This is a genomic window from Streptomyces sp. NPDC058525 (assembly GCF_042719495.1).
In the GTDB taxonomy this organism is placed as follows: Bacteria; Actinomycetota; Actinomycetes; order Streptomycetales; family Streptomycetaceae; genus Streptomyces.
The window spans coordinates 41,760-60,970 of the sequence record NZ_JBHXNP010000002.1 but is presented as its reverse complement, the minus strand read 5'-3'; the positions used below and the strand labels follow the sequence as shown (position 1 = coordinate 60,970).

Below are 19,211 nucleotides of genomic sequence, written 5' to 3'. Positions count from 1 at the left end.
GGCGACTCGCACACTCGCATACCGGGCATTTCGGCTCGCCATTCGTCACCCTGGGTGTGGCTGACGCCATCGGAGAGCTCCCTCTCTCTCACCCGCCCCCGACAGAAGGCGCCACGATGACCGCGACCTCGTCCTATCCCGGCCCCCGCAACGCGTACGCCGCCACCACACCCTTCGACGTCGGTCTGCCGGTGCTGCGCCTCGTGCTCGGCGCGATCATGATCGTCCACGGAACGCAGAAACTGTTCCGGTGGTTCGACGGCCCCGGCGTCAAGGCCACGGGCATGTTCTTCGGCAAGGCCGGCTACCCGGCGGGCGAGACCATGGCTACGATCGCCGGCCTGACCGAGACGCTGGGCGGCCTGGGCCTGATCCTCGGCCTGTTCACCCCCCTCGCCGCCGCCGCCATCGTCGGCATCATGATCAACGCCATCTCCGTCAAGTGGACCGGAGCCGTGCTGGGCGCGAACGGCGTCGAGTTCGAGTCCCTCATCACCGCCGCGGCCGTCACCCTGGCCCTCACCGGCCCGGGCCGCTTCGCCGTCGACAGCCTCCTGCCGGTACTGCGCCACCACCGCCTCGTCCACGGCATCCTCGCCCTGGTCCTGGCGGTCGTCCTGGCGGCGGTGGTCCTGCTGCTGAGGGACTGATCCCGGGCCCGGGCGAAACGCACCCCCCGATCCGGCCGAGGCGGCGCCACCGTACCGGGAACCCTCCGGGGGGTCGGCTCGTTCATCCGGGGTCCACCGATTCTGATCGGGAGCAGATGACCACCGTGCCCGAGACTTCGTCCGACGCCGCCGTGTCCCCGCTGCCGCCGCTCGCCGCGCAAGCCGAGCGGCTGATCGAGCTCGGGGTGCACGGGCTCATGGGGGTGGACGCCGGCGGGCTGAGGGCCTTCGCCGAGGAGGCCGGCGACGGGTACGACGGCGGGCTGCTCGCCGTCCACCCGGACCGCGTCCCCGCCTCCGCCCTCGCTCCGCTGCTGCGCCGCAGCGACAAGCCCGGCTTCGTCGTCACCGACATGCCCGACGTCGACCGCTTCGCGCCCTGCGCCGTCGAACTGCCCGACGCCCCGCTCTACCTCGTCACCGGACTCGACCGCGGCGACCACCTGGCCAACTGGAGCCCGGACGAGGCCCTCCCGGCCCTCACCCGGGCGGACCGCACCCCGCTGCTGCTCACCGAAGGCATCCACTGGCTGCTCCAGCAGCCGGCGGTGCTCGAGCGCAACCGCTGCTTCATGACCATCGGCTCCCGGCTCCGCAAGGCGGACGGCACCCTGGACGCCCGCACCGCCGCGATCTGGATCAGCAACGGCCTGGGCCGGGACGGCCGCGAGCGGCGCGACGCCCCGAAGGTCGGCTGGTGCTGGTGGGGGAACCGCCACACCTGGCTGGGCTTCGCCTCGGCCGCGGACCGGGTGGCACCGTCCGCGGTCCGGACGTAGCTCAGGCAGGGCCGTCCGAGGCCTTCTCGGGTTTGCTGTGGAGGATCTCGCGGGCCTGGTCGGCGGCGCGGGCGATGCTCTCGGAGACGAAGTCGACGAAGCGGGCGATGTTGTCCAGGCGTGCGGCGGCCGGAGTGCCGGGGCCGAGGACGCCGACGCCCTGGCGGGCGATCTCGCCGAGGTGGGCGGTGGCGCGGGCGCTGGCCATCGTCGACTGGTACAGGACGTCGTCGTCGACGACGTACCGCTCGCGGCGGCGTTCGTCGCGCTCCCGGCGGATGAGGCCCTGGCTTTCGAGGAACGCGATCGCCTTGGACACGGACGCCGGGCTGATCCGCAGGCGCCCCGCGAGTTCGGCGGCGGTGAGGCTGCCGGCGTCGGTGGTGTAGAGCCCGGCCAGCACCCGGGCCGTCATCTTGGGCAGGCCCGACTGCATGAAGACGGTCGCGAACATCTCCTCGTACGCGCGCACCGCCTCGGCGTCGCGCCCGTGCTCCTGAGGGGGAGTGCCGGGGTCCCGGGGTGCGGGGCGCCGGCGCCGGTGGGCGCGGTGTTCGGTGGCGCGGTGGGCCAGGTCGGCGCGGTAGGCGGTGGGGCCGCCGTTGCGCATCACCTCGCGGGTGACCGTCGACGTGGGGCGGTCGAGGCGTCGGGCGATCTCCGCGTACGCGAGGTCGTCGGCCAGCCCGAGTGCGATCTGCTGGCGCTCCTGCTGGGTGAGCCTGCCTCCCGGCATCGCGGACTCCTTCTGGTCGGTGGGGCTGCCAGCATAGCGTTCACTTTCGTTCCATTGCAATGATCGGCTCTGGACCTGTTGCATTGCAATCCAAACCATTGCAATGAATGCCCAGCGTTTACCTGCGTTTATGGCAGTTCTTCGCAACGACTCCGTTGTCGACTGGTGAAATGCAACGTAGCGTTTCCACTGTCAGAAACGACGAGCCGAGGGCGGCGTCACCGCCCGCAGTCCGCGAAGGAGCACCCCATGACCAACCCGACCACCTCCCGGCCGGACCGCCCGGAACTGCAGAAGGCCGTCCAGGCATTCGTCGACGCCGGCTTCGCCGGGCTGCACCTGCGTGTGAACGACGAGCAGGGCGAATGGACCGGCAGCGCCGGCGTGAGCAAGCTGGGCGAGACGGCGAAGCCGCCCGCGGACGGCCGGTTCTGGGCGGGCAGCTCCGTCAAGCCCTTCACCGCCACCGCCGTGCTCCAACTGGTCGGCGAGGGAAGGCTCGGCCTGGACGCCCCCGTCGCCGGCCACCTGCCCGAACTCGGGCTGGACGACCGGATCACGGTCCGGATGCTGCTGGACCACACCAGCGGACTGTTCAGCTACACCGGCGAGTACTACCCCGACGGGACCATCGCGGAGGGGATCCCCGCCACCGGCAAGGCATGGGTGGACAGCCGGCTGCACACCTACCGGCCGCAGGAGCTGGTGCGCCTCGCACTGTCCAAGCCGGCGCGGTTCGAGCCGGGGGCGGACTTCGGCTACTCCAACACCAACTACACGCTGGCCGCACTGCTGATCGAGCGGATCGCCGGCCGCCCGTACGGCGACGAGATGCGGGAGCGGATCCTGCGGCCCCTCGAACTGCACGACACCGTGCTCGCGGGCGACACCACGGAGCTCCCCGAACCCCACGCCCACGGCTACTGCCGCTACGAGGACGCCGGCGAATGGAAGGTCGCCGACGTCTCCCGCCAGAACATCTCCATGATGCCCGGCGCCGGCGGCATGATCTCGACCACCCGCGACCTCCACACGTTCTTCTCCGCGCTGAACGGCGGCAAGCTCCTGCCGGCCCCGCTGCTCGCCGAGATGCGCACGCCGCACGGTCCGCTCGGCTATGGCCTCGGACTGTTCGCGCAGGACCTGGGCCCGGACGGCGGCGGCACGGTCTACCACCACAACGGCGGCGCCCCGGGCGGCTACGGAGCCCTGATGTACAGCTCGCCCGACGGCAGCAGGACCCTCACGGCCGGCCTGACCACCGGGGACGCGGACGTCGACCCGGCGCAGGCGTTCCCCGCGGCGTTGGACGCGCTCGTCAAGGAGGTGTTCCGCGCAGGGCGGCCCGCGGCCTGACCCGGCCCGGCCGGTGCACCGGACCCGGCCCTACACCTCGTACGACCTCAGCCACAGCTCCAGCGTGAGCACCAGCCACAGCTTGCCGCCCTGACGGGGCAGCAGGGTGCCCTCGCCCTTCAGCCACGTACGGACGGTCTCCGGACGGAACAGGCCCCGCTGCCGGGAGCGGCCCTCCACCCCCTGGGAGGAGGTGAGGCGCTCCACCTTCGTCAGGATGTGGTGCGCCCCCTTGGTCCGCAGATTGCAGTGGAGCAGCCGGTTGAGGAGGTGCTCCATGGCGTACGGACCTCCGCCGGCGGCCCGCGCCAGCAGGTACGGCTCCACGTGCCGCTCCAGGCGCGGGGCGTCCCGCAGCGCGTCGACGGCCGGCGCCGTCAGCAGGACCGGGAGGTCCGTCCAGCACTTGCGGTACGAGCGCAGGTACGCGGTCGCCCGGTCCTCGTCCCAGGGCGCGCCCGGCATCCGGTGCATCTCCTGCACCAGCATGGGGAGGTTCTTGGGCCCGCCGAAGACGGGGTCGCCGCCCTCGCCGTTGAGGACCACGGAGGCCCCGTCCGCGGCCACCGCCTCGGCCAGCATCAGGTTCGGCACCGTCAGCGGGTCCCCGACCGGGCTGTCCAGCAGCGCGGCGGCCTCGGCCAGCCGGGCCGCCACCGCCGCCCCGACACGTTCAGGACCCGGTGCCGGGTGTGGCAGTGGGAGGCCACCAGACCGGAGTAGCCGAGCTCGTTGGGCAGGTCGTCGCCGAAGCTGATCGAGTACGTGTGCACGGGGTGCGAGTGGAGCTTGGCCGCGAGGGCCGTGACGAGGGAGCTGTCGATACCGCCGGACAGCAGCACAGCGGCCGGCTCCGCCACGGGCAGCCGGGCCGCCGTGGCCTGCTCCAACAGGGCGCGCAGGGCCAGGACATGGCCGGTCGGACCGGCCGGGCCGGGGTCCTCGACGTGCTCCCGGGGCTCCCAGTGCACCGTCTCGGTGACCCCGCCGTCGCGCGTCAGCCGCAGCACGCGGCCGGGCAGCACCTCGCGGACCCCGGTGAGCAGGGTCTCCGCGCCCGGCAGGTACGCGAAGGTGAGGAAGGAGCGGACCGCGGACAGGTTCATGGACGTGCCGAGCGCCGGCCAGCGGCGCAGCGCCCGGAGCGAGGTCGAGGCGGCCCAGGCGCCCCCGGCCCGCGCGTAGAAGAGGGTGCGGGCTCCGACGTGGTCGCGGATCAGCACCAGGTCGGGGCCGTCGAGCACGGCCGTACGAACATCCCCTCGGCGAGCGCCACCCCGGCCGGCCCGAGCAACGCCCAGCAGTGCAGCAGGAGTTCGCCGTCGGAGCAGTCGGGCGGCGGGGGCGGTGGCGGCGGCGCGGCGGCGGCCCGGGCTTCACCTGCGAGGGCGGCGAGGAGCACCGGGCGGTTGTGGAGGGTGACCTCGCCGACCGCGGTGCGCCCGAGCGCCGCCCGGAGCGGCTTCCCGAGCGGAATTCGCCGATCAGCCGATCAGCCGATCAGCCGATCAGTCGATCTCGTAGTCGAACCAGATGCGGTGCGTGCCGTCGGCGTCGACGGCCAGCCCGCCCGCACCGGAGATCCCGGTCAGTTCTCGGGTGCCGCTCGACGGAACGATGGTGAAGAACTCCGCCGTACGGTCGTTGCCGGACGTCGAGGCCGAGTGCACGAAGTTGAAGGAACCCTCCCGCCCTTGGAGCGATCCTTCGAAGGACTCCATGGCCACATAGGTGCCGACGCCGGTCGACTCGTCGAACGCGGCGGTGAACAGGGTCGCCGCGCGCCCCACCACCTCTCCCTGGAGGATCTTCTCCATCGTGGCCACACCCACCGGCGTACCGGTGGACACGGCGGGTTCGGGCTTCAGCTCAGCCGGGGCGAACGAGTTGACGGTGAAAGTTGCCGTAGCTCTCATGTGCCGACCGTACCGAACGGGGCCGACAACGGGCGCCCGGACCAGGGGGATCGCGGGCACCGGCGGCGGCTCACGCGGTCAGGTGCCCGCGGATGAGCGTGTCGAGCCGCCGCCAGGCCGGGGAGGCGGCGTTGACCGTGGACTGGATGAGGGCGGGGATCTCGGCGGGCAGCGGGGCCAGGTCCCCGGTGGCGAGCCGGCGCAGGCGCCACTGCGTCGCCCGCAGACCCCTGATGCGTGCGGTGAGCTCCTCGTCGATCTCGCGCAACGCCCGCTGGAACTCCTCGTCCGTCGCCCCTCGCAGATCCCGGACGCGGGCCAGCGGGACGCCGGCTTCGGCGAGCGTCCTGATCTTGATGAGCTCGATGGCATCGCCCGCGCCGTAGCGGCGGTAGCCGGACGCGTCGCGGTCGGGCTCGGGGAGCAGCCCCTTGTCGTGATAGACGCGGACGGTCTCGGACGAGGGCAACGAGGCCGCGTTGGACCGGCTGGCCGACCTCGCCGACACGGGCGGCGACCTGCACGAGCTGAGCGAGCTGCTGGACGAGGGATCGATGCGGGCCGGGCTGCTGCTCACGCGCCGGGCGGTCGCGAAGGGCGATCTGCGCGAGCTGCAGCGCATCTGCGACGCCGGGTACGACGAGGCCGGCAGCGAGCTGGACCGGCTGCTGAGGGCGCGGGCCGACGCCGACCGGGCTTGAGCGGCCGGTTCAGGCCTGTGCCAGCCGCGGGATGAGGAGTTCGGCGTTCCCGCGGTTGACGGCGTGCAGCTGTCCGTCCCGCCAGTGCGGGTACGCGTCCAGGCCCGTGTCGAAGCCGGTGCTCCAGTCCTGCCGTACAGGACGTGCCCGGGCTCGGCGAAGGCGAGCAGCGAGGGCAGGGCGGCGGGGCCCGCGGAGAGGGCGGTGTCGAAGGAGAAGCGCCGGCGCTCGGCCAGCAGGCCCTCGGGCGTGGAACCCGGGTGGAGGTGGGCGGCGACGGCGAACCGCTGGGCGGCGTACGGCAGGAACCCGCCCGCGTGGGGCAGGATCAGCCGCATCCGCGGGTACCGGCCGGGAACCCCGGCCAGCGCCATGTGCAGGGCCGTGCGCGGTGTCGTACGGGAAGTCGACCAGCGGGCCCGGCAGCCCCGGGACCGGCGGGCCCGGCGGCGCCGTCGGATGGACCAGGACGACGGCGGCGCGGGCGTCCAGCTCGGCCCACAGCGGCTCGAACGCCGGATCGCCGAGGTACCGGCCGTGGGCGTTGGACAGGACCACCACCCCGTCGGCGCGCAGGACGTCCAGGGCGTGCGGCCTCCGCGAGCGCGCCGTCCACATCGGGCAGCGGCAGGGCGGCGAAGTGGCCGAAGCGGTCGGGCCGCCCCTTCACGACCTCGGCGGCGAGCTCGTTCACGCTCCGGGCCCCCTGCCGCGCCCCGGCGAGGTCGTCGGGGGCCGCGAGCGGGGCCGGGTACGACAGGACGCCGACCTCGATCGACCGCCGGTCCATCATCTCGATCGCACCGCGTTCGTCCCACGCGGGCGCGCCCGCCCCGGACGCCACCCGAACGGCCGCCGCGCGCGGCAGCGTCAGCCGGTGGGCGCGTCCGGGGCGTCCAGCGGGGCGCCGTCCGGGACGGCGATGCCGAAGTCGTCCGTCAGGACGCGCACGATCTCCTCGCGGCCGGACAGTTCCCGCTCCTTGCGGGAGCCGTCCGTGCGGGTCTCGACGAGGTGGCGGCCGCTGAGCGCGAGGTGCGCGTCCGGCGTCGTCCGCTGGATGTAGAGGAGGTGGGAGAACGGGGAGCGCGGGTTGGTCGCGATGTGCCAGTTGATGACCTCGAAGTCCGGGGCCTCGAAGGGCTCCAGGGTGAACGCGTACTGGTCCGTCCACGCGTCCTCCTCGTACGCCTGGAGCACCCACAGCTCCAGCGGCCCGCGGTGCGGCCGGTGGACCAGGCGGTGCCTGCGGGTCGCGTCCCGGAACTCGGTGTCCGCGACCAGCGGGACCGGTTCGAGCAGCGCACCGCCCGCGCCGAAGCCGACGTCCGCCACGTACGGGCCGGGCTCGCCCGGTACGTCGACCAGCAGCAGCATGTGCGTACGCGGCCGGACCGCGCCCTCGGCCCCCAGGACGACGCGCGCCGCCAGCCGCGTGACGCCGAACCCGAAGGCCTCCAGCACGGCGGCCAGGAGCGTGTTGTGCTCGTAGCAGTAGCCGCCCCGGCCCCCGCGGACCAGCTTCGCCTCCAGGTCCGGCAGCGCGAGGGAGGGGGCCGCGCCGCCGAGCGGCTCCAGGTTCTCGAACGGGATGCCGTACATGTGCGCCAGGTGCAGCGACCGGAGGGTCGCCGCGTCCGCGCGGCGCTCGCCGGTCCAGCCGATGCGGGCGAGGTAGGCGTCCAGGTCGGGCCGCGGGGCCGCGCCCTTCGGGGCTGCGTCGTTGCTCGTCATGTCCCCGACCCTACGCAACGGGCGGCGGGACGGCCCCGGGCTTCGAGCGGCACTCGTCCCGTGCCGGTCACCGGGCCGGTCACCCGGCCCGGTAGCGGGGTCTCGGCTACCGCGGCTCCTCGCTCGCGGTGGAAACCCGTACGGGCCTGGCCGACGGCGCCCTGCGCGCGGGCGACCGCTCCGGACGGGCTGCGCGGCGTACGCCTCTTCGACGCGTTCCGGGGCCCGCACTGGACGCTGCTGGTCGTCGGCGAGGCCGCGCCGGCGCAGCTCCCGCCGCTGCCCGAGGTCCGCACCGTGCGCGTCCCGTCGTACGAGGCGTACGAGGAGTACGGGGACGGCCTCTTCCTCGTCCGCCCCGACGGTACGTCGGCTGGGCCGGGGCCTCGGTGACGGGCCTGGCGCCCTACCTGTCCCGCACCGGCGCCTGACGGGTCGGCTCGCCGCCCGCATCCTGAGCGGCCCGCCCTCGTTGGGCCGGGCATGAAGAAGATCATTACTGCCGCCCTCGTAGCCGCCCTGACCGCCATGGCCGTGGGAACGGCCGTGGCGGACGACGACGATGACGACACCCCGCGCCGGAACGCGCCCGCCGCGCCGGTGGTAGCGCTGCTCAACATCGGGGAGATCGACGACCCGATGGAGGACGTGCTCGAGCACGCCCTGCAGTTCGGGAACGGCTGAACCCGAACTAGGGGGTCTCGGCCGGGGTCAGCAGGACGAAGTCGGCGTTCGCCGGGTCGAGGCAGACGGCCAGCCGGCCCACGCCCTCGGCGTCCTCCGGCCCCATCTGGACGCTGCCGCCGTTCTCCGTGACCCTGGCGACCGCCGCGTCGCAGTCGGTGACGTGGAACACCGGGTGCCAGTACGCCCGGCCGTTCGTCAGGGCCAGTGCCTCCTCGGGGAGTTGCATCAGGCCGCCGTGCATGCGCTCCTCGGGCAGGCCGGCCGGGGTGATCAGGGAGTAGGTGCCCTCGCCGCCGCCCGGCAGCGCCATGTCACTGAACTGCCAGCCGAAGACCCCGCCGTAGAACTCCTTCGCGGCCCGGGCGTCGCTCGTGTACAGCTCCGTCCAGGACAGCGAGCCCGGCTCGTCCACCAGGTCGACGCCCTTGCTCGTGCCGGGTTCCCAGACGGCGAACTGGCCGCCCAGCGGGTCGGTGTACTGGGCCATCTTGCCCCACTCGTCGAGGTCCCTCGGCGGCACCCGCACCGTGCCGCCCGCGCTCTCGACGGCCCGGGTCGTGGCGGTCGCGTCCGGGACGCTGTAGTAGATCATCCAGGCTGGGCGGGCGCCCTCCTCGGTGAGCTTGCCGAGTCCGGCGACGATCTTGCCGTCCTTCCGGAACATGCCGCCTTCCATGTCCTCCCCCTCGCCCATGGACTCGTACTCCCAGCCGAGCACGGTGCCGTAGAAGGCGGCGGCGGCCCGGACGTCCGGAGCGCCGAGGTCGAGCCAGCAGGGGGAGCCGGGGGCGAAGTCAGTGCTGATCATGGCCAGTGCCCTTTCGCGGATCGTCTAGGCCCCCAGCGTGGCACCGGGCACTGACACTCGCCTGTCGGTCGCCCGGCCGGAGCGGCGCAGGGCCGCGGGTGTGGTGCCGTACCAGCGGTGGACCGCGCGGCGCAGGGCGCGGGCGTCGGCGTAGCCGCTGCGCGCGGCGATCGCGTCGATGCCGAGGTCGGTGTCGTGGAGCAGCCGCGTGATCCGGGCCCGGCGCAGGCTCTCGACCTCGTTGTTCCAGGTGGTGCCGTGTTCGTCGAGGCGGCGCTGGAGCGTCCGCGTGCTGACGGCCATCCGCCGCGCCACGGCGGCCAGGGTCGCCGCGGCCTCCTCGTGGGCGGAGGCCAGGGCGGTGCGGAACAGGTCCAGCCAGTCGTGCAGCGGTATCGCGGTGGCCAGGGTCTGCTCGGCGTGCCTGCGCAGCACGGCCGACAGGCCCGGCTGGGCGTGCGGCGTCGGGGTGTTCAGCTCGGAGGCCAGGAAGGTGATCGAGGTGTCCGGGGCTTCGAAGTCGATGGTGCGCGTGCCGTACAGCTCGGCCAGGGCCTCGTGCCGGCGGGGTGCCTTGGCGGCCAGGGTGACGCGTACGGGCACGAGGCGGCGCTGCGCGGCCTCGCTCAGCCGCCGCTGGTAGAGGCCGAGCGCGTAGCCGCGGATGGCGCAGGCCGCCTCGTAGGTCAGATCGGCCTGGTTGACGTGGCTGATGGTGACGTGCGCGCCGTCCTCGGTGATCCGGAGGGCGTCCGTGGAGGAGTCGGCGACGATGGCGATGTAGGTCGCCGCGTCGCGGAGCCCCTCGAGGGGGGTGGGCGCCGAGGTGATCAGGTAGTCCCAGACCCCGAAGGTGCCCGGGTCCGACTGCTGTGCGAGCGCGACCGAGAGCTCGGTCCAGGGCGTGTGCACGGTCGTCAGTTCCGCGATGCGGATGCCCGTGGCCGCCGGGGTCCGGCACAGGTCGTCGTTGAGGTGCTCGGGCGCCAGGCCCAGCAGGTGCGCGTATCCCTTGGGCGGTACGTCAAACAGGCGTGCGGAACTGACGCTCAGACGGGTGAGGGCGGAGGAGGTTGTTCCCTGATGTTCATGCGAGACCACGGGGGTTGAGCATAGACGAGCACGAATTGCCAGGTCATCGCCGGATCCTGGCGCGCGGTGTCCCCATCACGGCGCGGCGGGTCCCCCCGTGGCGCGTACGGTCCCCTGGCTGGCGCGTGCGGTCCTGGGGCGCGTGACCCCTCGGCCGTAGCGTGGTGATCGTCGTACGGACACCGACACGGTGGAGCGGAGCCCCCCCACGGGGGTGGGGGGCCCGCGTCACCGTGCCGACGGCGCGGCGGGGCCGTCCAGGCCGTCGAGGTCGTCGAGCAGCTGGTGCAAGGGTCTGCGCAGGGTGACGGCGAGGGGCCGGTCGTCGGTGCGGGCGTAGTCGGCCAGGTAGGCGCGGGCGGCGGCCGCGGCGGGCCGGGGATCCTCACCGGACAGGGTGTGTTCGACGGCCCGCACGGTGAGTGCGGCCAGTTCGGGCAGGCGGACTCGGGCCCGGGCGAGGTCCGGGGCGAGGTCTTCGCGGCCGCTGAGTTCGGCGACTTCCCTGGCCAGGGCGGTCAGGTGCGGTGTGAGCCGGTCGGCGGTGGCGACGAGCCGGGCCCGGAGCCGCACGGTGTCGCGATGGCGGCGCCGCAGCGGATTGAACCTCATGGCGCGTTCGGCTTCCCGGGCGCGTGCCGCATGGGCGTGCACCGCTTCGACGTCGGCGTCGACCTGGGCGAGGTTGTCGCGGGCCGCGGCCGGTCCGCTGCCCAGCGCCGCCGCGGTGGCGGTGAGGGCCCGCACCAGGCGCCGCCGGGAGTCGTCGGCGAGGGAGGCCAGGATGCGGTGCGGGTCGGGCGGCCACAGCAGCGGTGCGAGCAGGATCGTCACCACCGCGCCGGCGGCGGTCTCCCATACGCGCTCGAACGCGTAGGCGTCGGGCGAGGTGCTGGCGAAGACCAGCAGCGAGGAGACCGCGACCTGGGTGTTGAGCCCGCCCCCGGCCCGCAGGAACATTCCGACACCCAGGCCCAGTGCCACCACCAGTGCGAGCGTGGCGGTCGAGGGGCTCAGCACGTTCAGGACGGCGATCCCGATCAGTACCCCCGCCACCACGCCCAGCGCCCGCTGCACCGCCGTGCCCAGGGCCGTCATCGGATCGCCGCGCAGCGCCACCAGCGGAACGATCGCGGCGAACACCGGCGGCTGACGCGCTCCCAGCCACAGCGCGACCTGCCAGGCCGCCGCGACGGTGACCACGATCCGGGCCGCCGCGGGCCCCTCGGTGCGCAGGAGGTCCAGGGCCCGGCGGGCCCGTGTCCCGTGCGCCTCGGCGAGGTCGGTCATCCGCGCCCTTCGGTGAGGCGTCCGTGCTCGCCCGTCGAAGGCTGCGCGATCCGCGCGCTCGTACGCCGTGGCTTCCTCGGCCACAGCGTGCAGCGCTCCCGCCGCCCAACATCGCCATTACCCCGAACGCGGCATGTCACCCCCACTACGCTGGCGCGATGAGCCTCCACCAGCACGCCCCGGGAGGCCGCGGAAGCACCGCGGGCGGCGGGGGTGGGCCTGAGCACCGGAGCCGTGGCGAGGCGGCTCGGGGTGTCCGCGACGACCCTGCGCTCCTGGGAGCGCAGGTACGGGATCGGTCCGGCGGACCGGGAGCACGGCCGGCACCGCCGGTGGCTGCCGCCGGACGTCTCCCGGCTCGAACTGATGTGTGCGATGACCTCGCAGGGCGTTCCTCCCGCGGAAGCGGCCCGGGCGGCGATGAACCGTCCGCCCGAGTCCCTGGGGCAGCGGACGGACGGGACGCAAGGGGCGATGGGGGCCGAGGGGGCCGAGGGGGCCGAGGGGGCGGCGGGCGCGGCGAAGCTCTCGCTCGGCACCGGCCTCCACATGCCCGGGGGACGCGGCGCGCTGCCGCTGGGAGCCGTACGCCAGGAGTGCCGCGGACTGGCCCGTGCGGCGGTACGGCTGGACGCGGTGGCCGTCGGCGACATCCTCGAACGCGCGCTCGACGCCTACGGCTGCGTCGTCACCTGGGAGGAGATCATCGCGCCCACGCTGCACGCCGTCGGGCGCAAGTGGGCCACCGCGGGGGAGCGCTACGTCGAGGTCGAGCACCTGCTGTCATGGCACGTGTCCACGGCACTGCGGCGCGGGCGGCCGGCCCGCGAGACCGCGGGCGTGCCGCCCGTGCTGCTCGCCTGCGTGCCCGGGGAACAGCACAGCCTGGCCCTCGAGGCCTTGGACGCGGCCCTGGCGGAGGCCGGCCTGCCGCGGCGGATGTTCGGCCCCGCGCTGCCGGTGGACGCGCTGCGCGAGGCGGTACGGAGAGTGGGTCCCTCGGCCGTCGTGCTGTGGGCGCAGGTCAAGCCGGCCGGCGTGGACCTCGGCCGGGTCGTCGATGTCGTCGCCGGCGTGGAATGGGGGGTCAGGGGCGCCCGGTCGCAGCCGCGGCTCCTGCTGGGCGGACCGGGCTGGGCGGGCGTCCGCGACGCGGGATGTCGGCTCCTCACCGGGCTCGGCTCGGGCCTGGAAGTGATCCGCGGGATCGTGGGCACCTGGCCAGCGGTGAAGGAAGGCTGACGGATCAGAGGTCCTGCCACCCGCGCACGCCGCCCAGGCTCCGGCGCAGCGACAGCAGCCCCCTGCGCAGGTGGCTCTTGACCGTGCCCAACGGGACGCCGGTCCACTCGGAGATCCGTACGTGCGTCAGCCCGCCGTAGAAGGCCAGGCACAGGACCTCGCGCTGGGCCACGGGCAGGGCGGCCAGGGCATCCAGGAGGAGGACCCGGTCCAGTGCCGCATCGGGGCCCGCGCCGCCCGCCGGATCCGGCCGGTCGTCGGACTCCGGGACACCGGCGCGCACGGACGCCGCGATCCGGGCGCGTACGGTCAGCGCGTCCACGGCCTTGTGCCGCGTGATGCCCGCGAGCCATGCCGCCAGGTCGCCGCGCTGCGGGTCGTAGCGGTGGCGGCCGCGCCAGGCGTCGAAGAACACCTGCTGGGTGATGTCCTCCGCGGTGTGCCGGTCGCCCGTGGTGCGCCAGGCCATGGTGTGGACCATGCCGCCCCAGCGCCGGTAGGCGGCGGCGAAGGACGCCTCGTCGCCCTCCTTGAACCGCCTGGACAGGTCGACGGATGCGCACACCACCCCGTCGGGCGGGCCGGATGTCGTGGTGGGGGCGAGAACCATGGTGTCGGCTCCTGGTGCCGAGGACGGGCGAAGGGGCTGCAGCCCGAGGAGCGTGCCCGCGGCCGGCAGCCGCGCGCAACGTGCACCGTTTGTGCATCGATCTTGACCGGCCGCATCCCCCGTCCGGCCCGCCCGGTCCCGCGGATGGTGCATCCGAGGCGGCCCTCCGCGGGGAAGGCAGTCACAGACCGGTCGGGCCACACCGGGCGACGCCGGTCGGAGTGGAGGCCTCCATGTCCGCACGCAGTGACCAACCCCGCCCCGCGACGGAGCCGGAGGCCGAGCCGGAGCAGCGGCCGGGCCCGCTGCTCTGCCTGGTCACAGGGGCCAGCGGCTACATCGGGGGCCGCCTGGTGCCGGAGCTGCTGGACGCCGGCCACCGGGTCCGCTGCCTGGCCAGATCCCCCGAGGGGCTGCGCGACCACGCCTGGGCCGGCCGGGTCGAGGTCGTCCGGGCTGATGTCACCGACGCCGTGTCCACCGGCGAAGCCCTGCGCGGAGTCGACGTCGCCTACTACCTCGTGCACTCGCTGAACTCCGGCCGCGCCTTCGAGGACGAGGACCGCGCGGCCGCCCGTACCTTCGCCGAGCAGGCCCGCCTGGCGGGCGTACGGCGCATCGTGTACCTGGGCGGGCTGACCCCCGCCGGGGTGCCCGCCGACCGGCTCTCCCCGCACCTGCGTTCCCGCGCCGAAGCCGGCCGGATCTTCCTGGCGGGCGAGGTCCCGGCGACGGTGCTGCGCGCCGCCGTCGTCATCGGGTCGGGCTCCGCGTCGTTCGAGATGCTCCGCTACCTGACCGAACGGCTCCCGGTCATGGTCACGCCGAGCTGGGTGGGCAGCAGGGTCCAGCCGATCGCGGTGCGCGACGTCCTGCGCTACCTCGTCGGCAGCGCGACCATGCCCCCCGACCTGAACCGGACCTTCGACATCGGCGGGCCGGACGTCCTCACCTACGAGGAGATGATGCGGCGCTACGCGGCCGTGGCGGGCCTGCCCCACCGGCTGATCCTGCGGGTGCCCATGCTCACCCCCCGGCTGTCCAGCCACTGGATCGGCCTGGTCACCCCCGTCCCGCGCGGGCTGGCCCGGCCGCTCGCCGAATCGCTGCGCCACGAGGTCGTCTGCGACGAGCACGACGTCGCCCGGTACGTACCCGACCCGCCGGGCACACCCGTCCCGTTCGACCGGGCGCTCGCCCTGGCCCTCCAGCGGGTGCGCGAGGCCAAGGTGACCACCCGCTGGTCCAACGCCTCCCTGCCCGGCGCCCCCAGCGATCCGCTGCCCACCGACCCGGACTGGGCGGGCGGCAGCCTCTACACCGACCACCGGACCCTGGACACCGACGCCTCCCCGCAGGCGCTCTGGCAGATCATCGAGGGCGTCGGCGGCGACAACGGCTGGTACTCCTTCCCCCTCGCCTGGGCGGTCCGCGGCTGGCTCGACCGGCTCGTCGGCGGAGCCGGCATCAGGCGCGGCCGGCGCGACGCGTCCCGGCTGCGGGTGGGCGACTCGCTGGACTTCTGGCGGGTCGAGGAGATCGAACCGGGCCGGCTGCTGCGGCTGCGCGCGGAGATGCGGCTGCCGGGACTGGCCTGGCTGGAGATGTACGCCGATCCGCGCGCCGGGAGCGCCGGGCCGGCCGGCGCGTCCTACCGCCAGCGCGCCCTCTTCCACCCCCGCGGCCTGCTCGGCCACCTCTACTGGTGGAGCGTGGCCCCCTTCCACGCCGTGGTCTTCGGCGGCATGGCCCGCAACATCACCCGCGCCGCCGAACGCATCTCCCCGTCCTCGCCCCCCGCCGTTCCTTCCTCGATTCCTTCCTCGATTTCGTCCTCCCGCGAGGGATAGCGCATCCGGAAAGGCCCCCACCGGAGAAGACCCTCACAGCCGGTATCCGCCCTACCCGTACGGAGCGCGCTCCCATGACCGTCGCCATCGTCCTCTACACCTCCGACCTGCGCGTACACGACCACCCACCGCTGCGCGCAGCCCTCTCGTCCGCGACGGAGGTGGTGCCGCTGTTCGTCCGCGACAGCCACATCGAGGCCGCCGGCTTCGACGCCCCCAACCGGCAGGCCTTCCTCGCCGACTGCCTCACCGACCTCGACGCCGGGCTCCGCGCCCGCGGCGGCCGGCTGATCCTGCGCTCCGGGGACCCCGTGGCGGCGGTCGGAGCGGTGGCTCAGGAAAGCGATGCCGACGAGGTCCACATGGCCGCCGGCGTGAGCGCGTACGCCCGTGCCCGCGAGGAGCGCCTGCGCGCCGCCCTGGAACGGGAGGGCCGGCGGCTGTACGTGCACGACTCGGTCGTCACGGCCGTCGCCCCCGGCGAGGTGCTCCCGGCGGGCTCCGACCACTTCGCCGTCTTCACCCCGTACTTCCGGCACTGGGCGGGGCTGCCGCTCCGCGCGCCGGCGGCCGCGCCGCGCAAGGTGCCCGTTCCCGAGGGGCTCGCCTCGGGGCCCCTGCCCGCCCGCACCGCCGTCCGGGGCGTGTCCGAGCTGCTGGCCAGGGGCGGTGAGTCCGAGGGGCGGGAACTGCTCAACCGCTGGCTGGGCAGTGGCATCCGGCAGTACGCCGATACCCGTGACGACCTGGCGGGCGATGTGACCTCACGGCTCTCCCCGCACCTGCACTTCGGCACCCTCTCGGCCGTCGAGGTCGTCGGGCGGGCCCGGCAGCGCGGTGGGCTCGGCGCGGCCGCCTTCGTCCGCCAGATCTGCTGGCGGGACTTCCACCACCAGGTGCTCGCCGCGCGCCCCGACGCCGCGGCCGCGGACTACCGGTCCCGCCACGACCACTGGCGCACCGAAGGGGACGCGGGGGAGGAGATCCAGGCGTGGCGCGACGGCCGCACGGGCTACCCCGTCATCGACGCGGCCATGCGCCAGCTGCGCGCCGAGGGCTGGATGCACAACCGGGCCAGGCTGCTGACCGCCAGCTTCCTCAGCAAGACGCTGTACGTGGACTGGCGCATCGGGGCGCGGCACTTCCTCGACCTGCTCGTCGACGGAGACGTCGCCAACAACCAGCTCAACTGGCAGTGGGTCGCCGGCACCGGCTCCGACACCCGCCCCAACCGGGTCCTCAACCCGCTGATCCAGGCCCGCCGCTTCGACCCGGACGGCGCCTACGTGCACCGCTGGGTCCCCGAGCTGGCCGGGCTGCCCGTCCCGTACGCCCACCAGCCGTGGAAGCTCCCGAGCGCGGAGCGCGCCGGGATCGACTACCCGGAGCCCGTCGTGGACCTGACCGACGCGCTCGGCCGGTTCCGCGAGGGCCGGGGCCTCGGCTGAGCCGCGCCCCGTCCGGCCGGACCCGACCCGGCTCGGCCGGACGGGCACCTCCGGATGCAGCTCCGCCGGGCGTTCGCCAGACTGACCGAGATGATCGAATTCCGCCGCGACCGGCGTCACGGCCTGCTGCCGCCGGTCGTCGCCTGGCTGGTCGCGAACCTCGTCAGCTGGCTGGTCGGATCCGTTTCCGTCGCCGGCGACGGATCCGAGGTGGCCTACTGGTCCATGGACAGCCGCCACCGCTGGGACTCCGGTCACTACCTGTCCATCGCCGAGTCCGGCTACGAGATGTTCTGGTGCCGCGACCGCTATCCGGACTTCCGCGATGTCATGTGCGGAAACGTCGCCTGGTTCCCCGGATATCCCATGTCGGTCCGGGCGGCTTCGGCCACCGGACTCTCGTACGACCTCTCGGCTGTCGTCATCACCGAAGCGTCCCTGCTCGGCATGTTCGCGGTGCTGTGGTGGCTGCTGGGCGCCCGGCTCACCTGGGCCACCGGTCTGACCCTCGCCATCGGCACCGTGTTCCCCGGCGGCATCTACTTCCACGCGATGTTCCCGATCGCCACCGGAACGCTGGCGCTGCTCGTCTGCATCGCCGGAGTGAAACGCGGCTCCTGGGCGATGGCCGCCGCCGGCGGGTTCGTGGCGGTCGCCTGCTATCCGGTCGGCGCCGTGGCCGTCGGCATGCTGCTGCTGAGCGTGTTCTTCGCCTGGCGGAGGGACGCGTGGCCGATCCGGTGCGCGAAGGCCGGGCTGTCGGCGGCCGTCGCGGGCGGCGGCGTGCTCTGGGCGAAATGGCTGATGTGGCAGGCGACCGGCCGCTGGGACGCGTACGAGGTCCTCCAGGCGTCCAGCTACCGGCAAGGCGACCTGCACGAACCCTTCGGCGAGATGCGCAAGGCCTACGACTTCCCGTTCCGGCACTGGTACACGCCCGAGGGGCCCCTGCCGTGGCTGGTGGAGCACAGCCTCGCCGCGCACCGGCCCCAGCTCTGGCTCAACACCGCCTTCGTCCTGCTCGTCGTGGCGACGGCCGCGGTGCGGCTGATCCGGAACCGCCGGCTCGACGTCGAGGAATGGGCCGCCCTGGTGCTGACGGTGGCGATCTTCTGCGCCCCGTTCCTCGCCGGCGCGGAGATGTCGTGGTACCGCAACCACGCGCAGATGTTCGTCGGGCTCCTGCTGGTCAGGCGCATGTCCCGGTGGGTGCAGGTGCCGCTGCTGATCCTGTGCTCGGTCCAGTACTTCTTCCTCGGGGCGATGTTCTTCGCGGGGGTGCTGGTGTGACCCGGCCCGCTGCCCGCCCGGCTACTTCCGCTCTTCTCCCGTGTCGCGGGCGACGCAATAGGTGGGCCGGCCCTGGACGGCCGTGTAGATGCGCGCCACGTATTCCCCGAGCATGCCCAGGCAGAAGAGCTGGACGGCGCCGAAGAACAGCACCGTGATGATCAGAGAGGTCCAGCCGGGCAGGGTGCTTCCCATCGCGTAGACGGTGAGGGCCCAGGTGAGGAAGGCGAGGCAGAGGACGAGGCTGAAGGCGCCGATCGCCGTGGCCAGGCGCAGGGGGATCGCCGAGAAGCTGGTGACGCTGTCCAGAGCCAGGAGGATCATCTTGTGCAGCGGGTACTTGGTGGTGCCGGCGACCCGTTCGGCGCGCTGGTAGGTGATCTGGCCGCCGGGGAAGCCGAGCCAGGGGATGAGCAGACGGTAGATCTGCTGCTGGTCGGGGAGGGTCTTGAGGGTTTCCACCACGGCGCGGGACAGCAGGCGGAAGTCGCCGGCCTGAGCGGGGACGTAGGAGCCGGCCAGGCGGCGCATGAGCCAGTAGTAGGCGCCGGCCGTCCGGCGTTTGAACCCGCTGTCGGTCGACCGGTCGGTGCGGACTCCGTAGACGATGTCCAGACCGTCCGCCCGGGCCAGGGCCAGCATCTCGGGGATGAGCTCGGGCGGGTCCTGGAGGTCCGCGTCGATGCTGACCACGTGGGCGCCGACGGAACGGTGCAATCCGGCGGTGAGGGCGGCTTGGTGGCCGCTGTTCCGGCGCAGGGTCACGACGCGGAGCTCGGGCCAGAGGGCACGCAGGTCTTCCAGGAGGCGCGGGGTCCTGTCGGTCGAGCCGTCGTCGACGGCGACGACCTCGTACGGTTCCCCGCCCCCGTCGAGGATCGGCCGCAGCCGCGCCGCCAGCACGGGCAGGGCCTCCTCCTCGTTGTAGATGGGAACCACGACCGACAACGCGATCGATCCCGTGCCTGTGTCGTACACAGCACTGATGATGCGGGAAGCAC

Annotated in this window: 21 protein-coding genes and 1 pseudogene; 10 read left to right on the top strand and 12 right to left on the bottom strand. The window is 73.6% G+C overall.

Annotation, left to right across the window (positions count from 1 at the left end):
- Nucleotides 1–116 precede the first annotated feature (116 nt).
- Both ACFWP3_RS01600 and ACFWP3_RS01595 read left to right on the top strand, forming a co-directional pair.
- A complete protein-coding gene (locus tag ACFWP3_RS01600; RefSeq protein WP_384215399.1) occupies nucleotides 117–650 on the top strand; it encodes a DoxX family protein in 534 nt (177 codons plus the stop codon).
- 116 nt (nucleotides 651–766) lie between these two features.
- Nucleotides 767–1,450 (top strand): DUF5701 family protein, encoded by a 684-nt coding sequence (locus tag ACFWP3_RS01595; protein WP_384215398.1) that lies wholly within the window; start codon nucleotides 767–769, stop codon nucleotides 1,448–1,450.
- Nucleotide 1,451: 1 nt separating this feature from the next.
- Here ACFWP3_RS01595 and ACFWP3_RS01590 read toward each other — a convergent pair whose 3' ends face one another.
- Nucleotides 1,452–2,186, bottom strand: coding sequence for a helix-turn-helix domain-containing protein (locus ACFWP3_RS01590; protein ID WP_384215397.1), 735 nt, complete (start codon nucleotides 2,184–2,186; stop codon nucleotides 1,452–1,454).
- Nucleotides 2,187–2,435: 249 nt separating this feature from the next.
- Here ACFWP3_RS01590 and ACFWP3_RS01585 point away from each other — a divergent pair, with 249 nt between their 5' ends.
- Complete coding sequence (locus tag ACFWP3_RS01585) at nucleotides 2,436–3,542, top strand: serine hydrolase domain-containing protein (protein WP_384215396.1); 1,107 nt, start codon at nucleotides 2,436–2,438, stop codon at nucleotides 3,540–3,542.
- Nucleotides 3,543–3,572: 30 nt separating this feature from the next.
- On the opposite strand, the gene ACFWP3_RS01580 is transcribed toward ACFWP3_RS01585, so the two are convergent.
- The 5 genes from ACFWP3_RS01580 to ACFWP3_RS01560 all read right to left on the bottom strand — a co-directional run bounded on the left by ACFWP3_RS01580 (nucleotide 3,573) and on the right by ACFWP3_RS01560 (nucleotide 5,927).
- Nucleotides 3,573–4,199, bottom strand: a complete 627-nt coding sequence (locus tag ACFWP3_RS01580) for an asparagine synthase-related protein (protein ID WP_384215395.1) — start codon at nucleotides 4,197–4,199, stop codon at nucleotides 3,573–3,575.
- A complete protein-coding gene (locus tag ACFWP3_RS01575; RefSeq protein WP_384215394.1) occupies nucleotides 4,139–4,786 on the bottom strand; it encodes an asparagine synthase-related protein in 648 nt (215 codons plus the stop codon). The genes ACFWP3_RS01580 and ACFWP3_RS01575 overlap by 61 nt, the downstream gene beginning before the upstream one ends.
- Nucleotides 4,759–4,944 (bottom strand): hypothetical protein, encoded by a 186-nt coding sequence (locus tag ACFWP3_RS01570; protein ID WP_384215393.1) that lies wholly within the window; start codon nucleotides 4,942–4,944, stop codon nucleotides 4,759–4,761. The genes ACFWP3_RS01575 and ACFWP3_RS01570 overlap by 28 nt, the downstream gene beginning before the upstream one ends.
- Nucleotides 4,945–5,050: 106 nt before the next feature.
- Entirely contained in the window at nucleotides 5,051–5,458 is a 408-nt protein-coding gene (locus ACFWP3_RS01565) for a DUF3224 domain-containing protein (protein ID WP_384215392.1), read from the bottom strand.
- 70 nt (nucleotides 5,459–5,528) lie between these two features.
- Nucleotides 5,529–5,927, bottom strand: a complete 399-nt coding sequence (locus tag ACFWP3_RS01560) for a MerR family transcriptional regulator (protein WP_384215391.1) — start codon at nucleotides 5,925–5,927, stop codon at nucleotides 5,529–5,531.
- Nucleotides 5,928–5,937: 10 nt separating this feature from the next.
- Here ACFWP3_RS01560 and ACFWP3_RS01555 point away from each other — a divergent pair, with 10 nt between their 5' ends.
- Complete coding sequence (locus ACFWP3_RS01555) at nucleotides 5,938–6,159, top strand: hypothetical protein (RefSeq protein WP_384215390.1); 222 nt, start codon at nucleotides 5,938–5,940, stop codon at nucleotides 6,157–6,159.
- Between the two features lie 870 nt (nucleotides 6,160–7,029).
- Here the strand turns inward: ACFWP3_RS01555 and ACFWP3_RS01550 are convergent.
- Nucleotides 7,030–7,893, bottom strand: coding sequence for an arylamine N-acetyltransferase (locus ACFWP3_RS01550; RefSeq protein ID WP_384215389.1), 864 nt, complete (start codon nucleotides 7,891–7,893; stop codon nucleotides 7,030–7,032).
- 98 nt (nucleotides 7,894–7,991) lie between these two features.
- Here ACFWP3_RS01550 and ACFWP3_RS01545 point away from each other — a divergent pair.
- Together ACFWP3_RS01545 and ACFWP3_RS01540 are read left to right on the top strand one after the other, a co-directional pair.
- Nucleotides 7,992–8,324, top strand: a pseudogene (locus ACFWP3_RS01545) (pentachlorophenol monooxygenase); the annotation flags it as partial.
- Nucleotides 8,325–8,376: 52 nt separating this feature from the next.
- On the top strand, nucleotides 8,377–8,577 hold the full coding sequence (locus ACFWP3_RS01540; RefSeq protein ID WP_384215388.1) for a hypothetical protein: 201 nt from the start codon (nucleotides 8,377–8,379) through the stop codon (nucleotides 8,575–8,577).
- Between the two features lie 7 nt (nucleotides 8,578–8,584).
- On the opposite strand, the gene ACFWP3_RS01535 is transcribed toward ACFWP3_RS01540, so the two are convergent.
- The 3 genes from ACFWP3_RS01535 to ACFWP3_RS01525 all read right to left on the bottom strand — a co-directional run bounded on the left by ACFWP3_RS01535 (nucleotide 8,585) and on the right by ACFWP3_RS01525 (nucleotide 11,770).
- Nucleotides 8,585–9,388 carry a VOC family protein gene (locus ACFWP3_RS01535; RefSeq protein WP_384215387.1) on the bottom strand — a complete coding sequence of 268 codons (804 nt, stop codon included), beginning with the start codon at nucleotides 9,386–9,388 and terminating at the stop codon, nucleotides 8,585–8,587.
- 24 nt (nucleotides 9,389–9,412) lie between these two features.
- Nucleotides 9,413–10,489, bottom strand: coding sequence for an AraC family transcriptional regulator ligand-binding domain-containing protein (locus tag ACFWP3_RS01530; protein ID WP_384215386.1), 1,077 nt, complete (start codon nucleotides 10,487–10,489; stop codon nucleotides 9,413–9,415).
- Nucleotides 10,490–10,708: 219 nt separating this feature from the next.
- Nucleotides 10,709–11,770 carry an aromatic acid exporter family protein gene (locus ACFWP3_RS01525; protein WP_384215385.1) on the bottom strand — a complete coding sequence of 354 codons (1,062 nt, stop codon included), beginning with the start codon at nucleotides 11,768–11,770 and terminating at the stop codon, nucleotides 10,709–10,711.
- A 213-nt stretch (nucleotides 11,771–11,983) separates the two neighbouring features.
- Here ACFWP3_RS01525 and ACFWP3_RS01520 point away from each other — a divergent pair, with 213 nt between their 5' ends.
- Nucleotides 11,984–13,012 (top strand): MerR family transcriptional regulator, encoded by a 1,029-nt coding sequence (locus ACFWP3_RS01520; RefSeq protein WP_384215384.1) that lies wholly within the window; start codon nucleotides 11,984–11,986, stop codon nucleotides 13,010–13,012.
- 4 nt (nucleotides 13,013–13,016) lie between these two features.
- On the opposite strand, the gene ACFWP3_RS01515 is transcribed toward ACFWP3_RS01520, so the two are convergent.
- Entirely contained in the window at nucleotides 13,017–13,622 is a 606-nt protein-coding gene (locus ACFWP3_RS01515) for an RNA polymerase sigma factor (RefSeq protein WP_384215383.1), read from the bottom strand.
- 233 nt (nucleotides 13,623–13,855) lie between these two features.
- On the opposite strand from ACFWP3_RS01515, the gene ACFWP3_RS01510 reads away from it, so the two are divergent.
- The 3 genes from ACFWP3_RS01510 (at nucleotide 13,856) to ACFWP3_RS01500 (ending at nucleotide 18,210) form a co-directional block, all read left to right on the top strand.
- A complete protein-coding gene (locus ACFWP3_RS01510) occupies nucleotides 13,856–15,472 on the top strand; it encodes an SDR family oxidoreductase (protein WP_384215382.1) in 1,617 nt (538 codons plus the stop codon).
- A gap of 74 nt (nucleotides 15,473–15,546) precedes the next feature.
- A complete protein-coding gene (locus ACFWP3_RS01505; protein WP_384215381.1) occupies nucleotides 15,547–16,920 on the top strand; it encodes a cryptochrome/photolyase family protein in 1,374 nt (457 codons plus the stop codon).
- 90 nt (nucleotides 16,921–17,010) lie between these two features.
- Nucleotides 17,011–18,210 (top strand): hypothetical protein, encoded by a 1,200-nt coding sequence (locus ACFWP3_RS01500; RefSeq protein WP_384215380.1) that lies wholly within the window; start codon nucleotides 17,011–17,013, stop codon nucleotides 18,208–18,210.
- 21 nt (nucleotides 18,211–18,231) lie between these two features.
- On the opposite strand, the gene ACFWP3_RS01495 is transcribed toward ACFWP3_RS01500, so the two are convergent.
- On the bottom strand, nucleotides 18,232–19,188 hold the full coding sequence (locus ACFWP3_RS01495) for a glycosyltransferase family 2 protein (protein ID WP_384215379.1): 957 nt from the start codon (nucleotides 19,186–19,188) through the stop codon (nucleotides 18,232–18,234).
- Between the last annotated feature and the right edge of the window lie 23 nt (nucleotides 19,189–19,211).